This is a genomic window from Mesorhizobium sp. dw_380, assembly GCF_018588885.1.
In the GTDB taxonomy this organism is placed as follows: domain Bacteria; phylum Pseudomonadota; class Alphaproteobacteria; order Rhizobiales; family Rhizobiaceae; genus Mesorhizobium.
In genome coordinates, this window is record NZ_JAFFIW010000004.1 from 115,977 (window position 1) to 133,012 (window position 17,036).

The 17,036-nt window shown below is 64.4% G+C and carries 17 protein-coding genes; 9 read left to right on the forward strand and 8 right to left on the reverse strand.

What is annotated here, in order from left to right; translation table 11 throughout:
* A complete protein-coding gene (locus tag JT360_RS05395; protein ID WP_214470534.1) occupies positions 1 to 1,095 on the forward strand; it encodes a FecCD family ABC transporter permease in 1,095 nt (364 codons plus the stop codon).
* Positions 1,096 to 1,102: 7 nt separating this feature from the next.
* A complete protein-coding gene (locus JT360_RS05400; protein WP_214470536.1) occupies positions 1,103 to 1,894 on the forward strand; it encodes a heme ABC transporter ATP-binding protein in 792 nt (263 codons plus the stop codon).
* A gap of 31 nt (positions 1,895 to 1,925) precedes the next feature.
* Here the strand turns inward: JT360_RS05400 and rirA are convergent, their stop codons facing one another.
* Positions 1,926 to 2,387: an iron-responsive transcriptional regulator RirA gene (rirA, locus tag JT360_RS05405; RefSeq protein WP_214470538.1), complete on the reverse strand. Its 462-nt coding sequence runs from the start codon at positions 2,385 to 2,387 to the stop codon at positions 1,926 to 1,928.
* Between the two features lie 288 nt (positions 2,388 to 2,675).
* Here rirA and JT360_RS05410 point away from each other — a divergent pair, with 288 nt between their 5' ends.
* From JT360_RS05410 to JT360_RS05420, 3 genes are all read left to right on the forward strand, one after another.
* A complete protein-coding gene (locus JT360_RS05410; RefSeq protein WP_214470539.1) occupies positions 2,676 to 3,971 on the forward strand; it encodes a DUF445 domain-containing protein in 1,296 nt (431 codons plus the stop codon).
* Positions 3,972 to 4,074: 103 nt separating this feature from the next.
* Positions 4,075 to 4,503, forward strand: a complete 429-nt coding sequence (locus JT360_RS05415; protein ID WP_214470541.1) for a phasin family protein — start codon at positions 4,075 to 4,077, stop codon at positions 4,501 to 4,503.
* A gap of 192 nt (positions 4,504 to 4,695) precedes the next feature.
* Positions 4,696 to 5,193, forward strand: coding sequence for a MaoC family dehydratase (locus JT360_RS05420; RefSeq protein WP_214470544.1), 498 nt, complete (start codon positions 4,696 to 4,698; stop codon positions 5,191 to 5,193).
* Positions 5,194 to 5,257: 64 nt separating this feature from the next.
* Here JT360_RS05420 and JT360_RS05425 read toward each other — a convergent pair whose 3' ends face one another.
* On the reverse strand, positions 5,258 to 6,709 hold the full coding sequence (locus JT360_RS05425; protein WP_214470545.1) for an MFS transporter: 1,452 nt from the start codon (positions 6,707 to 6,709) through the stop codon (positions 5,258 to 5,260).
* A gap of 132 nt (positions 6,710 to 6,841) precedes the next feature.
* On the opposite strand from JT360_RS05425, the gene JT360_RS05430 reads away from it, so the two are divergent.
* Positions 6,842 to 7,732 carry a LysR family transcriptional regulator gene (locus JT360_RS05430; RefSeq protein WP_214470547.1) on the forward strand — a complete coding sequence of 297 codons (891 nt, stop codon included), beginning with the start codon at positions 6,842 to 6,844 and terminating at the stop codon, positions 7,730 to 7,732.
* A gap of 7 nt (positions 7,733 to 7,739) precedes the next feature.
* On the opposite strand, the gene JT360_RS05435 is transcribed toward JT360_RS05430, so the two are convergent.
* The gene (locus JT360_RS05435; protein WP_214470549.1) at positions 7,740 to 9,158 is read right to left on the reverse strand and encodes an aminotransferase-like domain-containing protein; all 1,419 of its coding nucleotides are present in this window, start codon (positions 9,156 to 9,158) and stop codon (positions 7,740 to 7,742) included.
* 106 nt (positions 9,159 to 9,264) lie between these two features.
* Between JT360_RS05435 and JT360_RS05440 the strand changes: the two genes are divergently transcribed.
* Positions 9,265 to 10,128, forward strand: coding sequence for a DMT family transporter (locus JT360_RS05440; RefSeq protein WP_214470550.1), 864 nt, complete (start codon positions 9,265 to 9,267; stop codon positions 10,126 to 10,128).
* 21 nt (positions 10,129 to 10,149) lie between these two features.
* On the opposite strand, the gene JT360_RS05445 is transcribed toward JT360_RS05440, so the two are convergent.
* The 3 genes from JT360_RS05445 to JT360_RS05455 form a co-directional block, all read right to left on the reverse strand.
* Positions 10,150 to 11,190, reverse strand: a complete 1,041-nt coding sequence (locus JT360_RS05445) for a zinc-dependent alcohol dehydrogenase family protein (protein WP_214470552.1) — start codon at positions 11,188 to 11,190, stop codon at positions 10,150 to 10,152.
* Positions 11,191 to 11,292: 102 nt separating this feature from the next.
* Positions 11,293 to 11,943: a maleylacetoacetate isomerase gene (gene maiA / locus JT360_RS05450; protein WP_214470554.1), complete on the reverse strand. Its 651-nt coding sequence runs from the start codon at positions 11,941 to 11,943 to the stop codon at positions 11,293 to 11,295.
* Between the two features lie 11 nt (positions 11,944 to 11,954).
* Entirely contained in the window at positions 11,955 to 12,653 is a 699-nt protein-coding gene (locus JT360_RS05455; RefSeq protein ID WP_214470556.1) for a fumarylacetoacetate hydrolase family protein, read from the reverse strand.
* Between the two features lie 227 nt (positions 12,654 to 12,880).
* Here JT360_RS05455 and JT360_RS05460 point away from each other — a divergent pair, with 227 nt between their 5' ends.
* Positions 12,881 to 13,564, forward strand: a complete 684-nt coding sequence (locus JT360_RS05460; RefSeq protein ID WP_214470557.1) for a response regulator — start codon at positions 12,881 to 12,883, stop codon at positions 13,562 to 13,564.
* A gap of 119 nt (positions 13,565 to 13,683) precedes the next feature.
* Here JT360_RS05460 and JT360_RS05465 read toward each other — a convergent pair whose 3' ends face one another.
* Together JT360_RS05465 and JT360_RS05470 are read right to left on the reverse strand one after the other, a co-directional pair.
* Positions 13,684 to 15,024 (reverse strand): hybrid sensor histidine kinase/response regulator, encoded by a 1,341-nt coding sequence (locus JT360_RS05465; RefSeq protein ID WP_214470559.1) that lies wholly within the window; start codon positions 15,022 to 15,024, stop codon positions 13,684 to 13,686.
* Between the two features lie 14 nt (positions 15,025 to 15,038).
* Positions 15,039 to 16,175: an FIST signal transduction protein gene (locus tag JT360_RS05470; protein ID WP_214470560.1), complete on the reverse strand. Its 1,137-nt coding sequence runs from the start codon at positions 16,173 to 16,175 to the stop codon at positions 15,039 to 15,041.
* Positions 16,176 to 16,488: 313 nt separating this feature from the next.
* On the opposite strand from JT360_RS05470, the gene JT360_RS05475 reads away from it, so the two are divergent.
* Positions 16,489 to 16,989 (forward strand): (2Fe-2S)-binding protein, encoded by a 501-nt coding sequence (locus JT360_RS05475; RefSeq protein WP_214470562.1) that lies wholly within the window; start codon positions 16,489 to 16,491, stop codon positions 16,987 to 16,989.
* The last annotated feature ends 47 nt before the right edge of the window (positions 16,990 to 17,036 follow it).

Below are 17,036 nucleotides of genomic sequence, written 5' to 3' on the forward strand. Positions count from 1 at the left end.
ATGGTCGATCAATCGATCGCCGGCCCGGCGATGAGTGCATCCGAAGGCGACCGCTCGGGCCGCGCCCGCATCGTCATCCTGCTGCTGTGCCTGGGGCTCTCCATTGCCGTGTTGCTGTCGCTCACGTCAGGGGCGTCGGATGCTTCGGCCGTCAACGTCATCAGGGACTGGCTGTCTGGAGCTGTTCCAGGTGATGCGGCGCTGGGCGCGCGTGACAGCCTGATCGTCTATGATATCCGCTTGCCGCGCGTCATCCTCGGCATGCTGATCGGTGCGGCGCTTGCGGTCTCCGGTGCCGTCATGCAGGGCCTGTTCCGCAATCCGCTGGCCGATCCCGGCCTGATCGGCGTTTCGGCCGGCTCCAGCCTCGGCGCGGTGGCCGTCATCGTGCTGGGCGGGACAATGTTGGCGCCCGTCACCGCCTTGCTCGGTACGCTGGCGCTGCCGCTGGCGGCTTTTTTCGGCGGGCTTGCCACGACGCTTGTGCTCTATCAGGTTGCCACGCGACGTGGGCAGACCTCGGTCGCCACAATGCTGCTTGCTGGTATCGCGCTGGCGGCAGTGGCCATGGCGCTCACCGGCATTCTCATCTTCATGGCCGACGATCGCCAATTGCGCGACCTGACCTTCTGGTCGCTCGGATCGCTGGGTGGCGCGACCTGGGCGAAAATTGCGTCGGTCGGGCCGATCATCGTGCTGGCACTGGCGGCGATGCCGTTCCTGGCGCGCGGCCTCAACGCACTGGCGCTCGGCGAGGCGACCGCCGGCCATCTCGGCATACCCGTGCAGCGGCTGAAATACACAGCCATCATCGGCGTCTCGGCGGCGGTCGGTGCGTCCGTCGCCGTCAGCGGCGGCATCGGCTTCGTCGGCATCGTCGTGCCGCATCTGCTGCGCCTGCTGATCGGCCCGGACAATCGTTACCTGCTCCCAGCCTCGGCGCTGCTCGGAGCCTCGCTGCTGCTTTTGGCCGATGCGGTCGCGCGCATCATCGTGGCGCCGGCTGAATTGCCGATCGGCATCGTCACGGCGATAGCAGGCGCGCCGTTCTTCCTGTGGATACTGCTGCGCAAGCGCGGCGTGATTGATTTGTGAGGCTGGGATGATCGAGGCAAGGGATGTTTCGGTTGATATCGCCGGCAAGCGCATTGTCGGCGGTGTCGATTTCGATGCGCGGCCCGGAGAAGTAGCAGCCATCGTCGGCCCCAACGGCTCGGGCAAGACGACTTTCCTCAAAGCGTTGTCCGGCGAGCTTGCCTATACCGGGCGTGTCGCGCTCAACGGCCGCGACCTCTTGGCGATGAAGCCGGTCGAGATTGCCGTCCATCGTGCGGTGCTGCCGCAGGCGACGACGCTGTCGTTTCCTTTCACGGTGCGTGAAGTGGTCAAGCTCGGACTTGTCGGCGGCCGTTCGGGTGTCTTGCCGGGCGAGGATGCGCGGCTGCCGGAGCGGGCGCTGGCCCGTGTCGATTTGGACGGTTTTGCCGGACGTTTCTACCAGGAGCTTTCGGGCGGCGAGCAGCAGCGTGTCCAGCTTGCGCGCGTGCTGTGCCAGGTCTGGGCGCCGGTGCTCGACGGCAGACCGCGCTACCTGTTCCTCGACGAGCCAGTTTCCAGCCTCGACATCAAGCACCAGCTGATCATCATGAACATCGCCCGTGATTTCGCCAGGAGGGGCGGCGGCGTGGTCGCCATCCTGCATGACCTCAACCTGACGGCCATGTATGCCGACCGGATCTTCGTCATGCACCGCGGCCGCTTGGCAGCCGCCGGCGAGCCGCAAGACGTGCTGAACGACGACCTGATCGAAAAGGTCTTCGACTGCCGGCTCCGGGTCGGCGTGCTGCCGGCCGGCAACATGCCGTTCGTCTTGCCGCAATCGTCGGTCAGTTGATATTCAGGTGAGGCCGCACTGCGGCCTGTAGTCAGGCGGCCGGGGCGCGGCGCTCCAGCATGTCGATGCCGAGCAGGTTGCGCACATTCGGCCGCGCCGCCACGAGATCGGCGATCGTGTAGCGGGCAAGCACGGCGAAGAAGGCGTTGAGTGCCTCGCGCAGCGCCGAATTCAGCGCGCAGTTGTCGACCAGCGGGCATTCGGCGGCATCGTTCTCGAAGCATTCGGCCATGGCGAAGCTTTCCTCGGTGACGCGCACGACGTCGAAGAGGCTGATGGATTCCGCGGCGCGGCCAAGCCGGACGCCGCCATTCCTGCCACGCACCGTCTCGACCAGGCCGTTCTCGACCAGCGGCTGAAGGATCTTGAACAGGAACAGTTCCGACACGGAATAGGCGGCCGCGATCTCTGGAATGCGGCTCAACCGGTCATTGTTGGCGGCACAATACATCAGGATGCGCATGGCATAATTGGTCTGGCGCGTAAGCCGCATTTTTGTCCTCACTAGGCGCCGGCGCGATGTAACGACGCCAGATCCCTGAACTTTGCCGGCACGGCCCTGATCCGGAATTTCGGATTCGCCGCGCTGGCCTCGACCGAATATGGCCTATACCTTGGAATAATTCCAGACTAGCTTCGTGTCATAGATGAATATTCTCGTCAACTTTATGTGCGCGACCCGGCAAAACGCGAGGCTAAAGCGGCTGTTGCGGGCATTTCGGTGGTCGAAACACTAGATAGGCTCGAGATCGACCCCAGATCGACGAGGAGCGTCTCATCCATGTCACAATCGGCCCAGTCCGTCGCGCCGGTCCGTTTCGATGTCGACGCGGCCGCCAAGCTTTCGGCGCTGCGCCGGACCAAATTCATCGCCACGGCCGCGCTGGCGCTGTGCGTGCTGGTGTTTGCCTTGGCCAAGTCGTTCGAACAGACCTATCCGTGGCTCGGCTTTGTCGCTGCCTTCGCCGAGGCGGCGACCATTGGCGGCCTTGCCGACTGGTACGCGGTGGTGGCGCTGTTCAGGCGGCCGCTTGGCTTGCCGATCCCGCACACCGCCATCATCCCGGAAAACCAGAACCGCATCGCCGACAATCTTGGGCGCTTCATCGAGGCCAATTTCCTGGCGCCGGAGCCGGTGCGGGAAAAACTTGCCGAGGTCGATTTTTCAGCGCTGGTTGCCGATTGGCTGGCCGATCCCGAACGTGCAGCCGACCTGTCGCGCTTCGTCGTGCGGCTGGTGCCGCAGACACTTGCAGCCGTCGAGCAGTCCGGCCTGCGCGGCTTCGTCACCAGCCGCATGCTGGAGCAGATCGAAAAGGTGCCGCTGGCGCCGCTGGCGGCCGAATTGCTGTCCGCTCTTACAGACGACCGCCGCCACCAGAAACTGTTCGATGAATTCATCAAGGTGATCGGCCGCTTCCTCAACGACGAACAGGCGCTGGCCACGATGCGCGAGAAGATCCGCGAGGAGCTGCCGTCGCTGTTCAACCTGTTCAGAGCCGACGCTTATCTCCTGAAGAAGATCGTCGCCTCGGCGGGCTCCCTGCTTGACGAGGTGCGGGCCGATCCCGACCACCCGATGCGCGCTGAATTCGACCGTTTCGCGCAAAGCTTCGTCGAGCGGCTGCGGACGTCCAAGCAGTATGCCAAGCGTGCGGAGAAGATGAAGCACGATTTCCTCGCCCGTCCCGAAGTCAGGGCGCTGGCCGGCGACATGTGGGAGAGCCTCAGCCTGTTCATCGAGCAGGACGCCAAGGCGCCGAATTCGGTGATCCGCGCGCATCTCGCCAACATGTTCGTCGAGGTCGGCCGCCATCTTGCCGGCGATGCGCAGATCCGGGCCGACATGAACCAGGGGTTCGTCGTGGCGCTCGCCTCGTTCGTGGAAAGCCAGAAAAGCGGCGTGTCGAAATTCATCGCCGACCAGGTCAAGCGCTGGGACCTGGCGCAACTGACGCGGCTGATCGAGATGAACATCGGCAGGGACCTGCAATATATCCGCTTCAACGGCATGATCATCGGCGGGTTGGCGGGTGTCGTGCTCCATACGCTCGAGCTGCTGCTCCCGGTCAATTGATGCGCACCGATCGCCAAACCTGCGTTCGAAATGGACACGCCGCACCCGAGTGCTATTCTCCCGGCGCGGGCACCGCATCCGCGGCGACAGGGGAGAAGAGATCATGGCCAAGCAACCGGAATCCGATTCCTTCATGGACATGTTCGGCAGGTTCGGCCGCGACCTGAAGGTGCCCAATGTCGATGTCGAGGCGATCCTCGCGCATCACCGCAAGAACCTCGAAGCGCTGGAGAAGGCGGCGCGAGCCAGCGCCGCCGGGGCATCGTCGCTGTTATCAAGGCAGCGCGAAATGCTGCAGGACACGCTGCGCGAGGTTGCCAAGGTGGCGCAGAGCTACCGCGCGCCGGGCAATCCGCAAGAGCTTATGGCCAAGCAGACGGAGTTCGCCAGAAAATCCTTCGAGGCGGCGCTCAGGAATGCCGGTGAGGTGGCTGAACTGGCCAGGAAATCCGGCACCGAATCGATCGACATCCTGCGCGCACGCATCAAGGAGGCGATGGAGGAAATCCGCGCCGGCTATGACGGGAAGTAGTCTCCTGCGGCAGGCCCGGCTTGTCGCTGCCGTCAACCCTGAAAGCCAGGGAACCCCAACTTGATCTGCCGCTGTGCCGGCAGACACCGCCTGATTGCGGCCGAAATCGGCGGAACGGATTCATGCAGGGCGAATTGACAGAGGCCGCCAGTTCGTGGTCCGGAGGCTTTGAAAGCGATCGGGAAACCAGGAATGACTGAAGTACGGCCTAAAACGCCGCCGACCTTCGAGCAGTTGAGAACGATGTCCGGGCAGGAGCTTGGCGTCTCGGAATGGACCACGGTCGACCAGGATCGTATCAACCAGTTCGCCGAATGCACCGGCGACCATCAATGGATCCATGTCGACCCCGAACGGGCGCGGCGGCAAAGTCCGTTTCGCACGACGATCGCGCACGGTTACCTGACGCTGTCGATCATCGGCGCGCTGGCGCTCGGCATGGGAATCGTGCCGGAGAATACACAGGCCGCTTTCAACTACGGTTTCGACAAGGTGCGCTTCCTGGCGCCGGTCAGGGTCGGCGCGCGCATCAGGCTGCGCACCACGCTGCTTTCCATGGAGGACAGGGGGCCGGGCCAATACCTGATGAAGGCAGCCAACACGGTCGAGATCGAAGGCGAGGAAAAGCCGGCGCTGACGGCGGAAACGCTGGTCATGCTCTATGAGCGCCGCAAGCGGGCAGGGGCCTGAGAGCCCGTTTGGAAATTCTACTCTAGCGGCCATCTGATGGCGTCTTCTGCCAAACAGGTCGTGCCTACGAGACGCCGGCTTCCGCGCGGCCGGCGCGGGCGGAGAACAGGGCAAGGATCAGCGCCCCGAGCGCCAAGGCCGTAGCGGTCCGAAAGGTGACCTGCATGCCCTGGGCCGCGGCCTCGGAACTCAAAAGCTGCTGGCCGATCCCTTGCTGCACATCACTCGATGCCACAGCAAAGATGGCGCCTATCAAGGATGCGCCGGTGATGAGGCCGAGATTGCGCGACAGGTTGAGCAGGCCTGATATGACGCCGCGTTCGCCGGCCCCGACACCGCTCATGACGGCCGCATTGTTGGCTGTCTGGAACAGGGCATAGCCGAAGCAGGTAACGGTGATCGGAACGGCATAGCTGGCGATGCCGAGTCTGGTCAGCGCAAGCGACAGCAGGAATGTGCCAGTGGCGAGGCTGAACAGGCCGGCGACCATCATCCTGTGGGCCCCGAAGCGATCGGAAAGCCGTCCGGCCAGCAGCGCCGACAGGGTCGACACGAGCGGCCCGATCGAAAGCACCACGCCAACCATCGCGGCATCGAGCCCAAGCCCACGGGACAGATAGAATGGAGCGACCACAAGGGTCGCCATCATCACCGTGGCGACGATCAAGCTCATGGCGAGGCTGGCGCTGAGCCTCAGATCCCGGAAGCTGGCGAGGTGAATCAAAGGGTTCTTCACGCTCCTTTGCGCGACGGCGAATAGAGCGATACCGATGGCGGTAGCGGCCAGCAGGCAGACGTTGAGCGGACCGAAATTGCCCCGGCCAAGCGTCATGGCCAGCGCATAGGCGGCCAGCGTCAGGGCCAGCAGGACAGTGCCTGTCGCGTCGAACTTGCCTTGAGCGGCCTGAGCCGTGTTGCTGCGAGCGGGCAGGGCACGCCAGGCAAGGGCGAAGGTCAGGATGCCCAGCGGGACATTGACCAGGAAGATCGCCCGCCAGCCGAGGCCGGCAATCAGCATGCCGCCGAGCGAAGGGCCGAGTGTGGTGCCGATCGCCGACATGGCGCCGAGCAGACCCATGGCGCTTCCCGTCCGGTCCTTGCCCACCGTCTCGGCGACAAATGCAAGCGTCAGCGCCATCATCAGCGCCGCGCCAAGCCCTTGCACGACGCGCGCGGCGATCAGCAGCCAGAGCGTCGGCGCCAGGCCGCAGAGCACCGATGCCGATGTGAACAGGGCTATTCCGCCAAGCAGCAAGGGCCGGCGCCCGAACATGTCGGCCAGCCGCCCGGCGCTGACGATCAGTGTTGTGATGGCAAGGAGGTAGGCGAGAACCACCCATTGCACAGCCTGGAACGACGCCCCGAACGTCTGCATCAGCGAAGGCAGTCCGACACTGGCAATGCTTGTTCCGAGCGACGACAGCAGCGTGGCGAGTGACAGGCTGGCGAGTGCCCAGCCGGTGGATTGGAGTTTTTGCGGTGCTGATATCAGCCCATTTTGCTCAGCGATGGCCATGGCGATCTCCTTGTCGTCCGCTCCGGAGCCGGAGCTGCCGGAGAGATCTAGTCTTGTGGTTGAGATGGCGGAAGACGCAGCATTTGCATCATATCAGTGCATCAAGCGCCACATCATGCTAATGATCCGCCGATGACATCGCCTGATCTCAATCTGCTCTTTGCCCTCGACGTTCTGCTCGCCGAAGGCAGCGTGGCACGTGCCGCGCGCCGTCTGCGCCTCAGCCCCTCGGCGATGAGCCGGACGCTGGCGCGGCTGCGCGAGGCAACGGGCGACCCTCTGCTGGTTCGCGCCGGGCGCGGCCTGGTGGCAACACCGCGCGCCGAGGCATTGCGGCTGCAGGTCGGCTCTGTCGTCCAGGACGCGGAGGCGCTGCTGCGCCCTGCCGAGTTGCTTGATCTTTCAAGCCTGGACAGGATCTTCACGCTGCGCACCAATGAGGGCTTCGTCGAGGAATTCGGGCCTCGTCTGATCACCCGCATCGAGGCCGATGCGCCGGGCGTGCGGCTGCGTTTCGCGCCGAAATCCGACAAGGATGTGATGTCGCTGCGCGACGCGGCGATTGACCTGGAAATCGGTGTTGCCGGTGAAACCGGACCCGAGGTGCGCATCCAGGCCCTGTTTCGCGACCGCTTCATTGGCGCCGTTCGAGCGAGCCATCCCCTGAGCGAGGGCAAGGTGACGCCCGAGCGCTATGCGGCGGGCCGCCACATCAGTATTTCCAGGCGTGGCCGCGAGAAGGGGCCGATCGACGAGGCTTTGAGCGCGCTTGGCTTGCAGCGGACGGTCGTGTGCATGGTTTCGGGTTTCTCGGCCGCGCTCGCCATGGCGCGTACCTCGGACCTGATCGCCAGCGTGCCGGAGCGGCATACGGCCGGCGCGCGCGCCGACATGCACAGTTTTCCGCTGCCGGTCGCTACCGTGGAAGTCACCATCTCCATGCTCTGGCATCCGCGCCTCGATGCCGATCCGGCGCAACGCTGGTTGCGCGACTGCGTGCGGGAGGTCTGCGCGAGCCGCTGACCGGCAATCAACGCGACATCGCGTTTTCGAGCACCTTGAAAATCCTGGCGTCTTCGCACTGGGCAACGTTGAAGCGCAGGAACCGGCTAGCCGTCTGGGACAGGCTGAACGCATTGCCGGGCGCCAGCACGACATTGTCGGCCAGGGCGCGGCGGGCCACTTCGGCGGCATCAACCCCATCCGGCAGGCTGCACCACAGGAACAGGCCGGCCGGCTGGTCGATCCAGGGCGTGATGCCGATCGCCTTCAGCCGGGCGCTGGTCTCGACCATGGCGCGTGCAAGCTTCGCGCGCAGCAGATCCATGTGCTTGCGGTAGCTGCCGTCCTTCAGCAGCGTCAGCACCAGTTCGGCCGCCAGCCGTCCGCCGCCGAAGGTCGTGGCGATCTTGAGGTCAGTCAGGCCCTCAATCCAGTCGCGGGGTGCGGCGATGAAACCGCAGCGGACCGACGCAGACAGCGTCTTGGAGAAACTGCCGATCTGGACGACACGGCTGAGGCCATCGAACGCCGCCAGCCTTGGGGCGGGGGCATGTTCGAAATCGGCGAAGATGTCGTCCTCGACGATGGTCAGGTCCGACTGGTCAGCGAGCTTGAGCAAGCGGTGCGCGGTGACCGGCGACAGGATCGCGCCGGTTGGATTGTGGATGGCGGAGTTGGTGATGTAGAGGCGCGGCCGGTGCTCGGCGAGCGCCTGCGCGAACAGCTCGATATCCGGTCCCGACGGCGTGTAGGGAACGCTGACGACCTTGGCGCGGTGGGCGCGCAGCAAAGCGTGGAAATTGAAGTAACAGGGGTCGTCCACCAGCACCGTATCGCCGGGCTCGATCAGGAACCGGCACAACAGGTCTATGGCCTGCGTGCCCGATTCCGTCAGCATGATCTGTTCGGGGGAGACTTCGATGCCATGCCCGGCCATGCGCCGCGCCAGCAACTGCCGCAACGGCGGCAGGCCAAGCGGCGTGCCGTAATCGGCGAGCGCGACATCATCGGCACGCGCCGCCGTGCGCAGTGCGCGACGCAGGCCGGCCTGGGGCATCCAGGAGGCCGGCAGCCAGCCACAGCCTGGTTTCAGGATCTCGTCGCCGGCATCCAGCGACTGGCGCGAGACCCAGAGCGGATCGACGGCACGGTCGAGCCGGGGACCGATCTCGGCCAGGGACAGCGGCGCCAGTGAGCCGGCGGCATAAAAACCGGAACCCGGCCGGGAGCGGATCGCGCCTTCGGCGGCAAGCCGTTCATAGGCTTCGACCACCGTGGACTTCGACACCTGCATGGATTTGGCGAAAGCGCGGATCGACGGCAATCGCGCTCCCGGTGTCAGACTGCGTGCCGCGATCCGCTGGCGAATGGTCGCCATGACGCTTTCAACCAGTGTGGGAGCGACCATGGTGCGAGCACCATCCGTTTCCAAGGCGAAGTCTGTCATCCGTACTGCTCTATCCACCATTACAGTTCTGCGAAATTGTACCCCATTGTCTCTAGCTCTGCCATGGGTGTCGGCCCGATAGAGGGCGAAAGAAATGGAGCCTGGAATGGACAAGACCGCGAGCGGTTGGGTGAACGGATTTATCGGCGTGCTGATCTTCAGCGGCTCGCTGCCGGCGACGCGTGTGGCGGTGGTGGATTTCGATCCGACATTTTTGACATCGGCCCGCGCCGCGATTGCCGGATTGCTTGGTCTGGCAATGCTGCTGCTGTTTCGGCAGAAGCGCCCGGGGCGCGGCGATCTCTTGTCGCTGGTGATCGTCGCACTTGGCGTGGTTGTCGGCTTTCCCTTGCTGACCGCCCTGGCGCTGAAGCACGTCACCACGGCCCATTCCATCATCTTCGTCGGGCTGCTGCCGCTGGCGACCGCGATCTTCGGCGTGCTGCGCGGCGGTGATCGTCCGAGGCCGGCGTTCTGGCTGTTTTCGTGCATCGGCAGCGCGCTGGTCGCGGGCTTCGCGCTGATGCAGGGCGTGACCGCCTCGCCGATCGGCGATGGCCTGATGCTCGCCGCCATCGTCGTCTGCGGCCTGGGCTACGCCGAGGGCGCCGCGCTGTCGCGCAAGCTCGGTGGCTGGCAAGTGATCTGCTGGGCGCTGACGCTGTCGCTGCCGATCATGCTGGTGCTGACCTTGGCGACGCTGCCTCCGTCCTTTACCGGCGTCGGCTCCCACGCCTGGATCGGGCTGGCCTATGTCTCGCTGTTCAGCATGCTGATCGGCTTCGTGTTCTGGTATCGCGGCCTGGCGCAGGGCGGCATCGCCGCGGTGGGGCAATTGCAACTGCTGCAGCCCTTCTTCGGCCTGGCGCTAGCGGCGACGCTGCTGCACGAGCAGGTCAGTCCGCTAATGGTGGCGGTCACGCTCGGCGTGGTGGCCTGCGTGTTCGGGGCGAAGAAGTTTGCGCGCTAGGTCGGGAAGTAATTCTCCTCCCTAAAACTTCGTCACCACCCCAATGCCGATCCCCTCGAAGCCGCCCATCGCCATCAGCGCGGCGGGCGCTTCGTCGAGGCTGATCTTCTTGCCGACCAGCAGTTCGGGTTTGAGCTTGCCGTGGCGGATCATCTCCATCATCGCGGGATAGCGGTAGGCCTGCATGCCGTGGCTGCCGAGGATCTCGAGCTCGAAGGCGATCACCTTGTCCATCGGCACCTGCGGCCGGGCGTGCTCGCCCAGCATCAGCCCGACCTGCACATGGCGGCCGCGGCGGCGCAAATTGGCGATCGAGTTGAATGAGGTGGTGGGGTGGCCGAGCGCGTCCATCGACATGTGCGCGCCGCCATTGGTGATCTGCTTGACCGCCTTGACCACGTTTGGCGTCGTGGACGCGTTGATGGTGGCGACGGCGCCGATCTTTTTGGCGAACTCCAGCTTCTCCTCGGTGAGGTCGATGGCAATCACATTGGCGCCCATGGCACTGGCGATCATGATCGCCGACAGGCCGACGCCGCCGCAGCCATGCACCGCCACCCATTCGCCAGGCGTCACCCGGCCCTGGTCGACGATGGCGCGAAACGAGGTAACGAAGCGGCAGCCGAGGCTGGCGGCGGTGGCGAATTCCATCTCGTCGGGCAAGCGCACGAGGTTGGTGTCGGCGTGCTCGATGGCAACGTATTCGGCGAACGAGCCCCAGGCGGTGAAGCCCGGCTGCGTCTGGTGTTCGCAGACCTGGTGGTTGCCCGAGTTGCATTCGAAACAGCGGCCGCAGCCGACGGCGAAAGGCACGGTGACGCGCTCGCCGGCCTTCCAGCGGGTCACGTGCTTGCCGGCGGCCACCACGATGCCTGCCAGTTCATGACCCGGCACGTGCGGCAGTGTGATGCCGTCGTCATGGCCCATCCAGCCATGCCAGTCGCTGCGGCAGAGCCCCGTCGCCTCGACCTTGATAACGACGCCATCGGCGGCCGGTTTCGGATCGGGAACGGTCTGGATCGTCGGCGCTTCGCCGAATTTCTCGAAGACGACGGCTTTCATCGGTAACTCCACCCTTCACACGGCTCGCGCTGCAGGAAACGATAGCCGATTCCTTGCCCGGTCAAGAGGAAATCGAGTCGGCCAGACGTGCACAGATGATGCCTACTCGGCATCGATTTGTTTCTCAGGCGCGGCTTTCTGGAAGGCCGGCACTGCCATGCAGGCATCGTTGATGCGTGCGATCGTCGGGTAGGGCGTCAGGTCGACGCCGAAGCGGGCGTTGCTGGTGATTTGTGCCGCCAGGCAGATATCGGCGATCCCCGGTGCTTCACCATGGCAGAATGTTCCTGTCTGCGGCGAGGAAACCAGAATCTTTTCAAGCGGCTGGAAGCCTTCGTTCACCCAGTGGCGGAACCAGTTGGTGATGTCCTGGTCGCCGGCGCCGAACAGGGCGCGCAGCGAGGTCAGCACGCGCAGATTGTTCACCGGATGGATGTCGCAGGCGATCATCTGCGCCAGCATCCTGACGCGGGCGCGTCCCAGCGCATCCTTCGGCAGCAGCGGCGGTGCGGGGTGGATATCGTCGAGATATTCGATGATCGCCAGCGACTGCGTCAAAAGCGTACCGTCATCCAGCACCAGTGCCGGCACCAGCCCCTGCGGATTGACCGCGAGATAGGCCGGCTCCAGATGCTCGCCATGGCGCAGGTGATGCGGGACGTAGTCATAGCTCAGCCCCTTCATCTCCAGCGCGATCCGCACCCGGTAGGAGGTGGAGGAACGATAGTAATTGTGCAGGACGATGTCGCTCATGACTGCGTCGCTCATAATTGGGGCTGGCCGATGGTCACTTCGATCGTGCCGATGCCGTCGACGCCGCCGGTCATCGTCTCGCCCGGCTTGACCGCGCCGACACCGGCCGGCGTGCCAGTGAAGATCAGGTCGCCGGCCTGTAATTCGACGCCCTCGCTGCAGATCGAGACGATATCGGCAATTGGCCAGATCAGCTCATTGAGGTCGGCATCCTGCCTGACCTTGCCGTCGACGGCGAGCCAGATGCGGCCCTTTGACGGGTGGCCCGTTTTTCGCGCCGGGACGAGCGGGCCGCAAGGGGCGGAACGGTCGAATGCCTTCGACCAGTCCCAGGGCCGGGCCGCCTTCTTGGCCTCATCCTGGAGATCGCGGCGGGTGAGGTCGATGCCGACGGCATAACCCCAGACATGATCCAGCGCCCGCTCGCGCGGGATGCGGAAGCCCGGCCTGCCGATGGCGGCCACCAGTTCGATTTCGTGGTGCAGATTGGCCGTCAGCGGCGGGTAGGGGATGGCGGCGCCGGAATCGACCACCGCGTCGGCCGGCTTGGTGAAGAAGAAGGGCGGATCGCGCTCATCATTGCCGAATTCGCGCGCGTGCGCCGCATAGTTGCGGCCGACGCAGAAGATCCGGCGCACGGCAAAGCGTTCGCTGGAGCCCGAAATGGCAATCGAAGGCGTTGGCGGGGCGGGAAGGGCGAAGGCGGTCATGGCGGTCTCTGCTTTGGACGTCGGAATGCCGGGCACCTTCGGCCGAATTCCAGGACCGGGCAAGACGTCGCATTTCACAAAGCAAGGGCTTTGCCGGCTGTATAGGCAATTCAGGGTTCCCATCACTTTTGCATCGGTGCATCCTGTCGATCGGCGATAGACTATTTGCCAATAATCCAGCCATGGTCGCGGGACTATGGTGTTGCCGGTAAACCGGAACGAGCCACATGACACCATCCAACGATCGCGCCCGGTTCCTCATCATCGACGACCATCCGTTGTTTCGCGAGGCGCTGCACAGCGCCGTGCAGATGGCTTATCCCGATGTCGACACGGTCGAGGCGCGCTCGATCACCGAGGCGCTCGACCTCCTGGCCGACGCCAAGCCCTTCGACCTTGCGCTCCTCGATCTCTCAATGCCCGACGTGCACGGCTTCGACGGGCTGCTGCAGCTCAGGACCCGCTATCCGCGCCTGCCGGTGGTGATCGTCTCGGGCTATGAGGAGCCGAAGATCATTTCCGAGGCCTTGTCCTATGGCGCCGCCGGCTTCATTCCGAAATCGGCGCGCAAGAGCGATCTGGCCGCCGCGATCCGCTCGGTGATGGACGGCGCGATCTATGTTCCGGAAACCTATGAAGGACAGCCGGCGGACGCCGACAGCACCGACCGCGCCGACATGGTTCAGCGGCTTTCCAAACTGACGCCGCAGCAGCTACGGGTGCTGCAGATGCTGCGCCAGGGCCTGCTCAACAAGCAGATCGCCTATGAGCTGCAGGTCGGCGAGACAACCGTCAAGGCGCATGTCTCCGAGATCCTGCGCAAGCTCAATGTCTACAGCCGCACGCAAGCGGTTATCGAGGTTTCGAAGCTCGACAATGCCGAGCTGTTTCGCGATCAGGCGGGGTTTTGAGGCTTTTACCCTCCCCCTTGTGGGGAGGGTCGATCCGCGAGGCGGAGCGGGGTGGGGGAGCTTGGCGCCGCACCCCACCCCGGCGCTTCGCGCCGACCCTCCCCATCAAGGGGAGGGTACTAAGCCAGCAGATGCGCCAGAAGCGCTCGCAGTTGTGCCGGTTTCAGCGGTTTGCGCATCAGCTCGATGCCACTCCCGCGGGCGGCCCTGGCAATTTCCTCGGAACTGTCGGCGGTGACGATCAGCGCCGGCACGGCGCGGCCAAGATAGTCGCGGACCTCCGATATGGTGGCGGTGCCGAGATCGCCGCCGTCGAGATGCTGGTCGGCAATGACGATGTCGGGCACCCAGTCGGTGTCGCCGAGCAAATCCAGTGCATCGTCGGTCGAGGTCGCGGCGCGCACCAGGCATTGCCAGCGCTCGAGCAGGAAGGTCATGGCCTCCAGCACCTCGACATCGTTCTCGACCAGCAGCACCTTGGTGCCGAACAGGCCGTAGCCGCGGGAGCGCTCCAGGCCGGTGGCGTTGGCGATGGCGTCGGCGGGCGCGCCGATGCCGACCGGGACATCGATGTGGAAGATCGTGCCGCGCCCGACCTTCGACGAGAAGGTCACGGGGTGGCCGAGCGCGCCGGCCATGCGGCGCACGATGGCAAGCCCGAGCCCAAGACCGCCGCCGTCGCGCTCGGCATTGGCGGGCGAGGTGCCGCGATGGAACTCCTCGAACACCGCCTCGCGCTGGTCCTCGGGAATGCCGCAGCCGGTATCGGCGACATCGATGCGGATCGTGTCGCCGCGATGCCTGGTGCCGACGAGGACACCCCCCGAACGGGTATAGCCCAGCGCATTGGCGAGGATGTTCTGCAGGATGCGGCGCAGCAGCGTCCGGTCGGAGCGGACCACGGCGTTGACCGGCCGGAATTTCAGCGACAGCCGCTTTATTTCCGCTACCGGCTGGAAATCCGAGCGCAGCGACGAGAACAGCGCCTCCAGGCTGACGTCGCCGATGTCGGGCTGCACCACGCCGGCATCGAGCTTGGAAATATCGAGCAGGGTGCGCAGCAGGTCCTCCATCGTTTCCAGCGAGCGCTCGACCTGGCGGACCAGCTTCCTGCCTTCGTCGCTGGTCTGCACCTCGGCGAGCGCCGAGACGGAGAGGTGGGCCGCGTTCAGCGGCTGCAGCACGTCATGGCTGGCGGCGGCGAGAAACCTTGTCTTGGAGAGGTTCGCCAGCTCGGCATTTTCCTTGGCGGCGCTGAGGTCGATGTTGGACTGTTCCAGCCGCCGCAAGGTCGAGTGCAACTCGTCCGTGCGCGTACGCACGCGATTTTCCAGCGAGATCGCGGTCTGGAACAATGAGAAGGCGTTGCCTTGCTGGTCCATCGACCGCTCGACGCGGCTGACCAGGGCGGCGTTGATCTTCTTCAGCTTTTCGACGTCGTCTATATCCCTGAGCGGCATCTTATTCCGCCGCCCTATTCCGCCGCTTGCCGTTCGCCGAAGGCGATGCCGGTGAAAGTCTGGTTGAGGTGCATCGACCGGTACTGTTCGCCATAAGTGCCGAAGCCGATGACATTGTTGACCCGGTAGAGTTCGGAAATATCACGAAATACCTGCCGGTTGCGCGCATCGAGCCGGCGCAGCACGCAGTCGAAGCCGAGGATCAGGTCGATGCCGCCCAGCCTCTCCTCGACTTCGCGCAGCGCCGCGCGTGTCGATTCCACCATGTCCTTGGGTTGGGCGATTGACAGCACGACACCGTCGTCGATGGCGCAGAAGAACGACAGCGAGCCATCCGGATGCATCTTCTGGATCGAGCGGCAGTAATATTCGCCACCCACCTTCACCACCACCGGATGCGAGGCGAAGCTCAACGGCGTCAAAGTCTGCGGGACGATGCCGACGGAAGCGGCATATTCCTCTGCCGCATTGGTGGCGTTGAACTCCCGCACAATGCGGTGATCGGCATCGGACGCCGTCACCACCAGCTTCTCGTCGGTCGGAACGAAATTGTCGGTCTTGAAGACGTGGAACGGAATTTCCGTGGCGATCAGCACGATGATGGCGCTGTCCGAGGTGACCCTGCCGTTCGAGATCAGGCGCGTCGTCTCGAATTTCAAATCGTCGCCGGCAGAGCCGCCGAGCAGCGGTATATCGTCAAGACCCCAGTGGATGGCCGAGCTTACCGCTTCCTCGGCATAGGACAGCCCGTCGATGAAGCAGAGCGCAAAGGTATTTCCGGTCTGCTCGCCGCCGACCCGGCCGCGCAGCATGCGTCGCAAGGCCTCGACCTCGCCGGTGATCCTGTCCATGCCCGATGTGGACAGGTTGTCGACCATGGTGCTGACCGCGGTGAACGACGCCGAGGGCAGCAGCATCGCCAGCATATGGCCTTCCTCGAGCCCCTGCGGGGTGATCTCGCCAGCGGTGGAGCAGCCGGCATGGTGGAGCCCCGGCGCATGGCTCGAGAGTGCCTGTGACAGGGCGCCTGCCTCGACAAGGCTCTGGGAAAAGAACAGGAGGACAAAGCCGGCGTCGATTGCGGCGGCCTCAGCGGCCACCGCGCGTGCGAAAATATCCGGGTCCGGCTCGTCCGTGGTCAGCGCCGACAAACCGCATGCGTAACGCGTCAGTGAACTGGTCAGCGGCGTTCTCCCGCATTTCCTCCGACGCTGCTTTTTATGCGCGGCTGTTTTTACAAGCTTCTGGCGCGCGGGCGTCGAGGGATATTGTTGCTTCCAATCGGCGTTTTGGCAATGGGGCGAGGGAATTCACCTTTGGCCGTGGCCATGACCGAAAGTACAATGATCCGCCTTTTCCGTCGCGCTGTTTTTTGCGCGTTGTGCGGTGTACGAATAATGCATGGCCGAAGTGCCAGCGGCATGTCGGCAGTGTGATGACCAAGGTTGTACCAAGGGAGGGATCATGTCGGACGTTTCGTTGATGGTGAACGGCAAGCGGGTGAGCGGCACCACCGAGGACCGAACGCTGCTGGTTCACTTCTTGCGTGAGAATCTCGGCCTGACCGGCACGCATGTCGGCTGCGATACCTCGCAATGCGGGGCCTGCGTCGTCCATGTCGACGGCAAGGCGGTCAAGTCCTGCACCATGCTCGCGGTACAGGCGTCCGGCTCGAGCGTGGTGACGATCGAAGGCCTTGCCAACGGCGCCGACCTGCATCCCATGCAGGCGGCGTTCAAGGAACATCACGGCCTGCAATGCGGCTTCTGCACGCCGGGCATGATCATGGCGGCAACCGACATGGTCAACCGTCATCCCGAGGGCCTCGACGAGGCGACGGTGCGCGCCGAACTGGAAGGCAACATCTGCCGTTGCACCGGCTACCACAACATCGTGAAGGCGATCCTCGCCGCTTCGAAGACGATGTCGAAGGGGGCCAAGGGCAAGACGAAACAAGCGGCATGAACGAGGCAGTAGGGCAGTAAGGCAGTAGGGCAGTAGGGAACCGGAGC